Source organism: Paenibacillus sp. LjRoot56 (genome assembly GCF_964253335.1).
GTDB lineage: Bacteria > Bacillota > Bacilli > Paenibacillales > NBRC-103111 > Paenibacillus_E > Paenibacillus_E allorhizoplanae.
On sequence record NZ_CAXURV020000001.1, the window covers coordinates 438,754 to 450,094 of the forward strand.

Annotated in this window: 10 protein-coding genes; 9 read left to right on the top strand and 1 reads right to left on the bottom strand. The window is 49.0% G+C overall.

The genetic code is table 11. From position 1 onward, the window contains the following. Positions 1-65 precede the first annotated feature (65 nt). On the bottom strand, positions 66-1,259 hold the full coding sequence (locus tag ACSQ8O_RS02030; RefSeq protein ID WP_436240261.1) for an MFS transporter: 1,194 nt from the start codon (positions 1,257-1,259) through the stop codon (positions 66-68). Positions 1,260-1,451: 192 nt separating this feature from the next. Between ACSQ8O_RS02030 and ACSQ8O_RS02035 the strand changes: the two genes are divergently transcribed. The 9 genes from ACSQ8O_RS02035 (at position 1,452) to ACSQ8O_RS02075 (ending at position 11,336) form a co-directional block, all read left to right on the top strand. Next, positions 1,452-1,895, top strand: a complete 444-nt coding sequence (locus ACSQ8O_RS02035) for a MarR family winged helix-turn-helix transcriptional regulator (protein WP_436240262.1) — start codon at positions 1,452-1,454, stop codon at positions 1,893-1,895. Between the two features lie 112 nt (positions 1,896-2,007). Then, positions 2,008-2,970, top strand: a complete 963-nt coding sequence (locus tag ACSQ8O_RS02040) for a ring-cleaving dioxygenase (RefSeq protein WP_436240263.1) — start codon at positions 2,008-2,010, stop codon at positions 2,968-2,970. Continuing rightward, positions 2,967-3,575 (top strand): alpha/beta hydrolase, encoded by a 609-nt coding sequence (locus ACSQ8O_RS02045; protein WP_436240264.1) that lies wholly within the window; start codon positions 2,967-2,969, stop codon positions 3,573-3,575. The genes ACSQ8O_RS02040 and ACSQ8O_RS02045 overlap by 4 nt, the downstream gene beginning before the upstream one ends. Before the next feature lie 31 nt (positions 3,576-3,606). After that, positions 3,607-4,218 carry a flavin reductase family protein gene (locus tag ACSQ8O_RS02050; RefSeq protein WP_436241924.1) on the top strand — a complete coding sequence of 204 codons (612 nt, stop codon included), beginning with the start codon at positions 3,607-3,609 and terminating at the stop codon, positions 4,216-4,218. A 230-nt stretch (positions 4,219-4,448) separates the two neighbouring features. Continuing rightward, a complete protein-coding gene (locus ACSQ8O_RS02055; protein ID WP_436240265.1) occupies positions 4,449-5,486 on the top strand; it encodes a fatty acid desaturase in 1,038 nt (345 codons plus the stop codon). A gap of 148 nt (positions 5,487-5,634) precedes the next feature. Then, positions 5,635-6,258 (top strand): TetR/AcrR family transcriptional regulator, encoded by a 624-nt coding sequence (locus ACSQ8O_RS02060; RefSeq protein WP_056622392.1) that lies wholly within the window; start codon positions 5,635-5,637, stop codon positions 6,256-6,258. Positions 6,259-6,315: 57 nt separating this feature from the next. Then, the gene (locus tag ACSQ8O_RS02065) at positions 6,316-9,435 is read left to right on the top strand and encodes an MMPL family transporter (RefSeq protein WP_436240266.1); all 3,120 of its coding nucleotides are present in this window, start codon (positions 6,316-6,318) and stop codon (positions 9,433-9,435) included. A 136-nt stretch (positions 9,436-9,571) separates the two neighbouring features. Further along, positions 9,572-9,784: a hypothetical protein gene (locus ACSQ8O_RS02070; RefSeq protein WP_436240267.1), complete on the top strand. Its 213-nt coding sequence runs from the start codon at positions 9,572-9,574 to the stop codon at positions 9,782-9,784. A 1-nt stretch (position 9,785) separates the two neighbouring features. Next, positions 9,786-11,336, top strand: coding sequence for a spore germination protein (locus ACSQ8O_RS02075; protein WP_436240268.1), 1,551 nt, complete (start codon positions 9,786-9,788; stop codon positions 11,334-11,336). Positions 11,337-11,341: the final 5 nt, after the last annotated feature.

The following is an 11,341-nucleotide window of genomic DNA, read 5'->3' on the forward strand; positions in this document are numbered from 1 at the left end:
ACAAAAAAACAGCGGCAAGCTAAGACTGTATAACTAAGTCCTAGCTTGCCGCTGTTTCGTTATTCTTACTTCACCTTACGCTCTCGCAGATAGCTCCATAGCATCAAAACAAAGCCCGCCCCGGTCAAACCCGCGCCGATCCAAGGCAACGACGACAGGCCGGTGTGGGTAATCGCCCAACCGCCTAGAAAGGCGCCGCCAGCGTTCCCGAGATTCAACGCAGAATGCGTTGAGGTGGCCGCCAGCTCGGGCGCTTCTTTAGCCAGATTCATAATGCGAATCTGCAGCCCAGGTAAAATCCCGAAAGCGGCAATCCCCCATATAAATATGGTGATAATCGCAGCAACCGGGAATTGATCCGTATACGCGAATACAGCTAGGATGAGCGACAACGCGGCAAAGTTGCCGATCAAGGAAGGCATGAGCTTCCAGTCAGCCATTTTGCCACCGACGATGTTGCCTAGTGTTACACCAAAGCCGAACAAGATGAGAATCCAGGTCACGCTGCTCTCTTTGAACCCTGTGATGCTGATAAGGATTGGCGCGATGTAGGTGAAGACTGCGAACAAGCTGCTACAACCTAAAGCTCCGATCAGAAATACGAGTAACAAACGCGGCTGCAATAGAGCACGGACCTGCTTAACAAGGCTGCTATTCGTTTTCTGAGTAATCTTTGGAATGAAGATGAGGATACCGATGAACGAGATGATCCCCATAATGACAACGGAGCCGAAGGATGCCCGCCAGCCGAGATGCTGACCGATGTAGGTGCCAAGAGGTACGCCGAGAATATTCGCGATGGTTAAACCCGCCATCATCACCGAAATAGCACTGGCCCTTTTTTCAGGCCGAACCAAATTCGCCGCGATCACAGAGCCGACACCGAAGAAGGTACCGTGAGCCAAAGCAGTGATCAGTCGCGCTACCATCACGACCCCGTAGGACGGGGCCAGTGCAGCTAGGCCATTACCTAAGATGAAGATGAGCATCAGCACGAGAAGAAGGCGTTTTTGCGGCAACTTATGAGTCAACATAGCGAGAATCGGAGCACCGAATGCCACACCAAGTGCATAGCCCGTGATCAATTGACCCGCTTGCGAAATGCTAACATTCAAGTCATCCGCCACATTGGGCAGAATCCCCATAATTACGAATTCGGTCATACCGATCGCGAAGGCGCCAACCGTTAGGGAGAAAAGGGAAATAGGGAACCGTTCTTTCTCGGTCGCTGTCCCTTGTAAGGCATGTGAAGTGTTCATGACTGCATAGAACCCACCTTTCTATCTTAAAGGTTTAATCATACCACGAGGACAGGCGACAAGGTGTGACATTCTTTGCATTTTTTTTGCCATAAGTAATAATTTCAAATTTGCCTGTTGACATTTATCTTTAAATAAAGTATCTTTAAATTAAGATAAACGAAGCAAACAAATGAAATGAGGTGAAGCAACATGAGCGAAGCAAGAAACTATTCTTTAGATCTTTACATCGCCCTTTCTAGAGCGAGTGAGTGGGTGAACGCCCACGGGGATCGAGATATTCGCAAGCATGGACTGAACCGCACAGAGTTTGGTGTACTGGAACTGCTTTACCACAAGGGATCGCAGGCGATTCAACAAATTGGCAGTAAGGTGTTAATGAGCAGCGGCAACATCACTTATGTGGTCGATAAGCTAGTCAAAAAGGAATACGTTATACGCAATACCTCGACGGAAGATCGCAGATTAATTTTTGCTGAAATCACGGAAAAAGGGAAACAATTTATTGAGGAAGTCTTTCCGAAACACGCCGAAGTGATCGAAAGCGCCGTAGCAGGATTAACGGACGAAGAGAAGCAGCTCGCAAGTAAGCTGTTGAAGAAGCTCGGCAGGTATGCGCAGGAAGGATTCAAGTAGTGATTGAGTTGGCATCCAGCTCAACATGAACAGTTTTCCACGAATTTAATGGCAACATCGCACGCAAACTATCTTAAAATAAAGATTCTTAAATATGAAGGAGTTGGCTATTATGACAACAACAACACAACAACAAACCGCAGGTATCCACCATATCACCGCTTTCGTGCAACATGCACAGGCAACCGTTGATTTCTATGCAGGTATTCTGGGACTTCGCTTGATCAAAAAAACAATCAATTTCGACGCACCAGAAGTTTACCATCTCTATTTCGGAAATGAAGGAGGAAGCCCAGGTACGATCATTACCTTCTTCCCTTACGCGGGATCTCGCAAAGGTCGGGTCGGCGGTGGTCAAGTCGGCATCACAACTTACGCCGTTCCAACAGGCAGCCTATCTTTCTGGGAAGCGCGCCTAACCCAATTCGGTGTTGCGTATGAGAAAAATTCGCGATTTGGCGAAACATATGTACAGTTCAAAGACCCAGATGGTCTAAGACTAGAGATTGTCGAGCGCGAGCAAGGCGCGCCAAGTCAGTGGGCGTTTGGCGGCGTACCTGTGGACAAAGCGATCAAAGGCTTCGGCGGCGCTGTTCTATACAGCACGGCACCTGACAAAACTTCGGAGCTTCTCGTGAATGTCATGGGTCTGAAAAAAGTAGGGCAAGAAGGCGCCTATGCACGCTTCACCTCCTTCGGTGACTTGGGTAACATCGTCGATATCAACGTAACGCCGATGGATTACGGCGCTGGCGGTGCGGGTACGGTTCATCATATCGCTTGGCGTGCGAAAGATGATGCCGAGCATGCGCTATGGAGAAGTCATGTAGCGAACAATGGCTACCACCCTACACCAATCGTGGATCGTCAATACTTCAACGCGATTTATTTCCGTGAAGAAGGTGGCATCCTGTTTGAAATTGCTACCGATCCTCCAGGGTTTGCAAGAGATGAGGCGCCAGAAGCACTTGGCGAGAAATTAATGCTGCCAGAATGGTTTGAAGCAAGCCGCGATCAAATCGTGCAAAATCTGCCGCCAATCGAAGTGCGGGTATTGGAAGGTGATGAACAATGAGACATATCTATCAGCAAGGATCTGATCTGAATGCTCCCGTGCTCGTTCTGTTTCACGGAACGGGCGGGACAGAGAACGATCTGCTGCCTTTGGCGCAGGCGATTTCACCAACCTCCTCCGTACTTAGTGTACGGGGGAACGTCCTAGAGAACGGCATGCCGCGGTTCTTCCGTCGGCTGGCTGAGGGTATCTTCGACGAGGAGGATCTCATCTTCCGTACGAAAGAAGTGTACGATTTCCTCGACGAAGCAGCCGTCGAGCATGGCTTCGATCGCAGCAACGTAGTCGCGATCGGCTATTCCAACGGCGCGAACATCGCGGGCAGCCTTGTGTTCCACTATCCGAATGCGTTTCGTGCAGCCATTCTGCATCATCCGATGGTACCGCGGCGCGGCATCCCGCTGCCTGATCTCTCAGACACCCCTGTATTCATCGGGGCTGGCAAGAACGACCCGATCTGCTCCCCTGAGGAGTCGGAAGAGTTAGAACGTCTGCTGAGTGATGCTGGATCGGATGTTCATGTACACTGGGAGAATTCAGGCCATCAATTGACGCGCTCAGAGGTTTTTGCCGCCGCAGAGTGGCTCAAAGGGATCTCACTCTAATAGATGAAGAGGGGAGATTGTCACCATGACAATGCTGGGCATTGATCCATCCGCACAAAGCGAGCGAGAGAACTATAAGCTGCTCATCGGCAGCATTATCCCGAGGCCGATCGCTTTCGTCTCGACCTTATCCACGGAAGGTGTGCTGAACGCCGCGCCTTTCAGCTATTTCACCATCGTGACGGCGGACCCGCCGATGGTTGCCGTTTCCGTGCAGCGGAAGCAGGGTGTCCGCAAGGACACCTCCCGCAACGCGGTCGATACAGGAGCCTTCGTTGTACATATCTCAGACGAATCCTATATCGACCAGATCAACCAGAGCGCGGCTGCGTTGCCGCCTGAGGAGAGCGAAGTGACGCTGACGGGGCTAACGCCCGTCGCGAGCAGCCAAATCGGCGTTCCGGGCATCGCCGAAGCCAGCATCCGCATGGAATGCGTCCTCGAGCAGGTGATTCCGCTCGGCGGAACACCGGACGCACCTGCGGCGGATTTGTTAATCGGACGCGTCGTATATTTTCACATCGATGAGAGCTTAGTTGACAACGGGCGTATTGACCCGGTGAAACTGAAGCCTGTAAGTCGGTTAGCGGGCAACTCTTATGCGAAGCTTGGCGAGCTTTTTGAGATAGATCGACCGGTTTAATAGAGAGGCGAATCGCTTCGTTCTAACGCAGAACGAGAGGCGAATCGCCTCTTTTTATGGCGACTTACTTATATTACATTTTACAAAAAGGGTTTACCCACGTATGATGAGTTAGCTATGTAATATTTCTTATCCTATAACGGGAACTTATTTCGATTCGTAACGTACTACTTCAAGGAATATAAACTTACGAGATCCGACACGACGCGGAGAGAGGGAGTTCTAACAGGATGAAGCATGAGGATAAGGGTGGGTGGCGGAAAGATATCGCGCCTTTCGAAAGACCACATATGAAGCATAGTGTGTGGCAAATCATCAATACAGTGGGACCCTTTTTCGTGCTTTGGTATTTTGCTTTTCTAAGTCTTTCCGTTTCAATTTGGCTAACTTTCGCGATTGATCTAATAGCTGCAGGGTTTTTGATCCGCATATTTATCATTTTTCATGATTGCTGTCACAAATCCTTTTTCAAAAACAAACTCGCCAATGAAATTGTTGGCACACTAACAGGAATTTTAACCTTCGTACCGTACCATCAGTGGCGTCATACACACTCTGTTCACCATGCATCCAGTGGTAACTTGGATAAAAGAGGCGTAGGTGACATCTGGACGCTAACCGTGGATGAATATATGGAAGCAACATGGCTAAAACGAATGACATATCGCCTGTATCGCAGTCCGTTTGTGATGTTTATTGTCGGACCGATCTTCATCTTCTTGATTGATTACCGGTTTAACCGCCGGAAGGCAGGCATGAAAGAAAGAATCAATACCTATATCACCAATATCGGTATTGTTGGCAGTATTGCACTGCTTTGCTGGGGCATGGGTTGGCAGTCTTTCCTGCTAATTCAAGGACCGATGTTCTTTTTCTCAGGTATGGCGGGCATTTGGTTGTTCTACGTTCAGCATAACTATGAAGAAACCTACTACGAGAATGATGCAGAATGGGATTATGTGAAAGCCGCGATGCATGGTAGTTCGTTCTACAATTTGCCTCGTGTTCTACATTGGATCACAGGCAATATTGGCTATCACCATATTCATCATTTAAGCCCGCGCGTGCCTAATTATAATCTGCAAAAGGTGCACAACAAGAACGCGGCACTTCGCAATGTGCAGACGATCACACTGAAGACGAGTCTGGAATCTTTGAAATTCCGTATTTGGAATGAGGAATCCAAGAAGTTCATTCAGTTCAAGGATCTGAAACAGTTCCGAGTGAAAGTGAAACCGCGAATTATAAAAGCTGTAGATGTGGAATAACAATGAAAAACAATGAAATAACAAACTTGTGTCTGACCTGTGATCATCTGCGGGTTGGGCCCTTTTTTTTATCAAAATAGCGTTGAAATGCCCAAATAGGCGCTGTATAATCCTACTATGACGTCAAATAGTGAACGGGTGTTTATTAATGCAAATTTTAAAAGATGAAGTCAAAAAAAGTATCCGCCAAGCGGCTTTGGCCGAGTTCAAGAAGCATGGATATTTGAAAGCCTCCATTCGGCAAATTGCAGAAGCTGCTGGTATAACACCTGGCAACATCTATCGCTACTTCAAGAGCAAGGATGATTTGTTTGATGAGCTCATTCAACCTATTCAGGAGCAATTAGCCGAGGTGCTGCGGGTATGCAAGCAAGAGGTAGATGATACCCTTTGTACGGCATTGTCGGATCATTTGCTAATCCTACGCCGAATTGATGCCTCTCTGATGCTGCTTTTCAAGGAGTCCAGCACCGAGCTTACGATTCTGCTGAATCTGAGTGAAGGCTCTCGATTTGCTTCGGCGAAACAAGACATGATTACACTGGTGCATCAGATTATTTCGGAAGTATTTACAGCCGAATTGGCGCCATCGGGCACGCTATCCCAGAAGGATCAGCTCGCTGCGCGCATGATTGCGATGACAATGATGGAGAGTATTTGTCTTATTCTGCGCGACCATGAGGATGGCGATACGATCAAAATGCTCGTTGATGAACTGTTGTACCTATATTGCACAGGTATTTCAGAAAAAATAAAGCTAGCACAAGCATAAAATTTTTTGGCTCAATAATGAACGCTTGTTTACTAGTGAGTGGAGGAGAAGAGAGAGATGAAAACCATTATTAAATGGCGTTGGGCGATTCTAGCCGCGTGGTTGGTGGCGACGGTGTTGCTGACGGTTTTTCAACCCAATGTGAATGCGATCCTTGGACTTAGAGGGCAGGATCCGTTGCGTAGTGACGCGCCATCCAAGGTTGCCTCAACGATTTTGAACAAAATCAATGGAGTTGAGGGCACGAGTGATATCGTGGTCTTCCATAACCCGAATAAGCTGTCAGATGCCGATATGAAGGCGATTGAGGCCGGTATTACGAATTTGAAAAGTCATCAAGACCAGCTCGGCTTCAATCAGTTGATTGATCCCTTTACCATGCCTGAGGCGAAATCATCACTGATTTCTGAGGATGGCACGACCTTGATGGCGAGCTTTTCTTTGGATAAAAGAGGGCGTCACGTCGAGGACATTAAGTTGGAGTTTGAAGATGTTCTGAAGGACATGAAGGTGGAGTATTACCTCTCTGGGGAGGATTTCATTCAGGATGATTATATTAAAGCTTCCGAGTCCGGTGTTGAAAAAAGTGCCGCGCTAACGGTCATTTTCATCCTAGCTGTCCTGGTGATTATGTTCCGCTCCGTCATTATCCCGGTGGTTTCCTTGCTGGCTGTCGGTATTTCGTACCTGGTGTCGATGGGGATTGCCGCGCAGCTCATTGATAAGTTCAACTTCCCGGTGACGAGTGTTACGCAAATGCTGTTAATCTTGATTCTTTTCGGGATTGGGACCGATTATAACATTCTCTTATTTAATCGATTCAAAGAGGAATTATCCCATGGCTTATCCGTGGATGAAGCGATCATTGTGACCTACCGCACGGCGGGTAAAACGATTTTTTATAGCATTTTGACCGTGTTTATTGCGTTTGCTGCATTAACGTTATCGGATTTCGGTATTTATCAATCAGGTAACGTGGTTGCGATTGGTACAGCGATTCTCCTGCTCCAAATCGTAACGGTGACGCCGTTTTTCATGAAAATGCTGGGGAATAAGCTCTTTTGGCCTTCCAAAGGCATGGGAGGGCATAAGGAGAGTAAATTCTGGGCAGGCTTGACGAAAATCGCAGTGAAAAGACCGATTATTACGACGGTCATTATTCTGATTATTACAATTCCGCTTGCGCTTGCGAATCATCAGAAACTGTCTTTTGACCAGTTGAAGGAGCTTGGGAATGATCACCAATCCACCAAAGGTTTCAGCCTCGTTGCGGATCATTTCAGCCGAGGTCAGGCACTCCCAACGATGGTCGTTATTGAGAATGACAAACCACTTAACACGAATGATGGTTTAGCGGCAATTGATAAGGTGACGGAGAAGCTGAAAACCATTCCAGGTGTCGATATGGTATCCAGCGTGACACAGCCGCAATCGAAGCCGATTGATGACTTCTATATTTCTACGCAAACGAAGACGGTTGCCGATGGCATTACAGCTTCGCAAAAAGGTGTAAATCAAATTCGTGATGGACTTACGTTGATGCAAAGCAAGCTGGAAGTGCCCGATACATCAAGCGTTGGCCAACTTGTAGATGGCACAAGTCAGGTGCAGGATGGCTATAGCAAGCTGACGACTGCACTGGATCAAGTGGCTAGCGGTATCGCGCAAGGTGCCGGTGGTGCAGGAGAACTGAGTACGGGAATTGCTGCATTGAAAGATGGCATGGACCAAGTCAGTGTCAATAGCGTTAAGATTACTGAAGGGCTGACGCAGCTTGGTCAAGGCTATAACGCTATGACGGAAGGCTACGGTCAAATCGAGGGGCAACTTACGGGGATTCAGCAAGGACTCGTTGGCATGAACGGCCTGATTGGTGGACTTGGCAGCAAGTACAGCCAGCTTATGACGGATGAGGATTACATCAAGCTGAAGCAAACAGGCGAAGGTCTTGCCTCCGGTCTGACGCAGTTGAGCGGCGGGCTAAGTGAGCTTGGCAAGAACGCAGCCAAGCTGAACAGTGCTTTCGCCGAGGCGACGCAAGGCCTGGCGCAAGTGAATGGCGCGCAAGCACAGCTAGCGGCGGGACTTACGCAGCTGGAGAGCGGCGCGGCTGAGCTCGCGAAAGGGCTGAAGCAAGGCAGCGCGGGCAGCCGCGAGATCGCTGCGAACATGGCGAAGCTGAACGCTGCGCTAGGCAGCGTCAAAGACGGTCAGCAGAAGCTGAGCGAAGGCTTGTCGGGTCTTAGCGGCGGCATGGGCCAGCTGAAGGACGGCCTTGGTCAGAGCGGCAACGGACTCGGTGACGTGTCCGAGGGGCTAGGCATGACGAGCCAGTTCCTGACGCAGCTGAACGGCTCGAAAACGTTCTTCATCCCGAAAGAAGCGCTATCGAGCGCGGATTTCGGGAAGTCCTTGGACAGCTTCATGTCCAAGGATCGGACGATGACGAAGATGATCGTCATCTTGAAGGACGATCCGTATTCCTCGGCGGCGATGGATACGATTGAAGGGATTAACGCTGAGCTGGCAGCCAGCGTGAAAGGCACAGTGCTGGAGAAAGCGAAGGTCGGCGCGGCAGGACCGAGCTCGACGACGTATGACACGAACAAGGCGCAGCTGAAGTCGTTCAATAGCACTGCGATAATCGTCATCATCGGTGTGTTCATCGTCTTACTGTTCGTCATTCGTGCTTTCTGGCCAGCCGTCTACATCATCTTGAGCCTCGTGATTTCCTACTACGTGGCGATGACGGCGACGAATGTCGTGACAGATAAAATCATTGGTGCCGATGGGGTTTCCTCCTTCGTACCCTTCTTCTCCTTCATCATTATTATTGCTGTCGGCGTCGACTACAGCATCTTCCTGATGATGCGTTACAAAGAGCTTGGCGATCTATCGCCTTCCAAGGCGATTGTGCAAGCCGCTAAACACATTGGCGGCGTGGTGATCTCGGCGATGGTCATTCTTGGCGGAACCTTTGCCACGCTCGTACCATCCGGCCTCGTTCTGTTGATCGAGCTAGCGGTGGCCGTGATCGTCGGTCTCATCGTGCTCTGCTTCGTCTTGCTGCCGATGCTGCTGCCTGCGCTGCTGGCTATGCCAGAAGCACTACGGGCTAAGCGCGGCGCCAGCGCGCACAAAGTATCGACGGATAGTCGCACGGTGTACGAATCGTAGTCTAAATCAAAAAGTGCCTTTCCATCTATTGTGGGAGGGCGCTTTTTTTGCGTGTAAAGAGCTAAACATGAGGTGTTGGTTGGATAAAACTAGAAGTAAACGCAGAACCTACGAGTAAAACACATGGGGGATGCCTGTGATTCCACTGATTGTTGCTCTTATTCTGTTTGTAATCGGTCATCCAAAGAAAAGTGTTCGCCAGCAAGATCACAGAATTGTTCCTGCCTATGTCACTTTACTGCTAATCGCTCTCATTCTTGCTGTATTTCATGCAACGGGAACCTCTTATGTGCTAACGGACATGATGCAAAACGTAATGAATAGTCTTGTTGAAAAGGTAGGCGGATAGTTTGTCGTTCTTAGGAAAACTCCTCAAAAAATCAGCCTCTAGCGCATCGCACGGACCGCTGTCTGAAGCTGCTGATGCACTTGGTCCCGCAGATCAACAATTAAGCGGGAATCTCGAAAAAGACTTGCAGTTAATCCTCTCGGCCACTCAGAATCCATCCGATCTTATTGTTCGTGAACTTCCCCTCCAGCTGGGGAATGGTTCGGAGATTCGTGCAGCCGTTCTCTATATTGATGGACTCGCTGAAAAGGATATCGTACATCAATGTGTTATTCTCCCCCTGATGCAAATGGGTCATCAAGATGAGGTTACCTTAACGTATATCGAGAAATTTGTGATTACGGCTAGCGGTATCAAGCGTGTAAAAACGCTCGCTGAGAGCATCAAGGGACTGCTTTACTCAAATACGCTTGTTTTACTGGATGGGATTGCGGAAATCCTGCTCATCACCTCGGAAGGATGGGAGCATCGCTTTGTAAGCAATCCGACCAGCGAACCGATTATTCGGGGGCCACAGGATGCGTTTAATGAGGTGCTTCGCACCAACACAGCCTTAGTAAGAAGGAAAATTAAAGATCCCAAATTGGTTCTATTTCCGATTCAGATTGGCACGCGCACGTTGACGGATGGGGCTATCGCGTATCTGCAGGACGTAGCCAATCCAAGCATTGTTGGCGAGGTGAAGAGAAGGCTGATGGCGATCGAGACCGAGGGAATTCTGGATAGCGGTCAGCTTGAAGATTATTTGGAGGATTCGCCACTCTCGCCATTCCCGCAAATTAGCTCGACAGAGCGAGTGGATAAAGCAGCTGCGGCTATCTTAGAAGGTAAAATTGTCGTTCTAGTAGACGGCACACCCTTTGCATTAACGATGCCAATCACTTTCACTGAATTTCTGCTATCGACAGAGGACTACTACACGAGTTATATCGCGGCTACGATGCTGCGCTGGGTGCGATTCTTGGCGATGATGATGGCGCTCACGCTACCCTCCATCTATATCGCGATTACGACCTATCATCAAGAAATGATTCCGACGGAATTGATGCTTGCCATTGCGAGCAATCGCAGCGGCATTCCATTCCCTGCCTTTGTGGAAGCGCTGATAATGGAAATCAGCCTGGAACTGCTGCGGGAGGCGAGTCTGAGACTGCCTGGCACGATGGGGCAAACGATTGGTATCGTCGGCGCCCTGGTGATTGGACAGGCTGCGGTTCAAGCGAATATCGTCGGCCCTGTACTGACCATCATCGTCTCCTTTACAGCGATTGGCGCCTTTGCCATACCCAATTACAATGCGTCTTTGGCCATCCGATTACTGCGCTTTCCTCTCATGGTACTAGCTGCTGTTTTTGGTATTTTCGGTATCGTATTCGGCACCAGCGCCATACTCATTCACATGATTCATCTGCGCTCTTTTGGTGTCAGTTATCTGGCTGCATTGACCCCGCAATCGTTAAAAGCTGTCGATGATTCCATTGTCTTCAAGAAACCGGCGCCAATGCTCAAATATCGTCAATCCTTTCTTGGTCCTAAGAAGCAAAAACCTTAAGTGAG

Excerpts from the sequence above, each read along its gene's own strand:
- ACSQ8O_RS02030 (WP_436240261.1), bottom strand. The coding sequence starts at position 1,259 with ATGAACACTTCACATGCCTTACAAGGGACAGCGACCGAGAAAGAACGG.
- ACSQ8O_RS02035 (WP_436240262.1), top strand. The coding sequence starts at position 1,452 with ATGAGCGAAGCAAGAAACTATTCTTTAGATCTTTACATCGCCCTTTCT.
- ACSQ8O_RS02040 (WP_436240263.1), top strand. The coding sequence starts at position 2,008 with ATGACAACAACAACACAACAACAAACCGCAGGTATCCACCATATCACC.
- ACSQ8O_RS02045 (WP_436240264.1), top strand. The coding sequence starts at position 2,967 with ATGAGACATATCTATCAGCAAGGATCTGATCTGAATGCTCCCGTGCTC.
- ACSQ8O_RS02050 (WP_436241924.1), top strand. The coding sequence starts at position 3,607 with ATGCTGGGCATTGATCCATCCGCACAAAGCGAGCGAGAGAACTATAAG.
- ACSQ8O_RS02055 (WP_436240265.1), top strand. The coding sequence starts at position 4,449 with ATGAAGCATGAGGATAAGGGTGGGTGGCGGAAAGATATCGCGCCTTTC.
- ACSQ8O_RS02060 (WP_056622392.1), top strand. The coding sequence starts at position 5,635 with ATGCAAATTTTAAAAGATGAAGTCAAAAAAAGTATCCGCCAAGCGGCT.
- ACSQ8O_RS02065 (WP_436240266.1), top strand. The coding sequence starts at position 6,316 with ATGAAAACCATTATTAAATGGCGTTGGGCGATTCTAGCCGCGTGGTTG.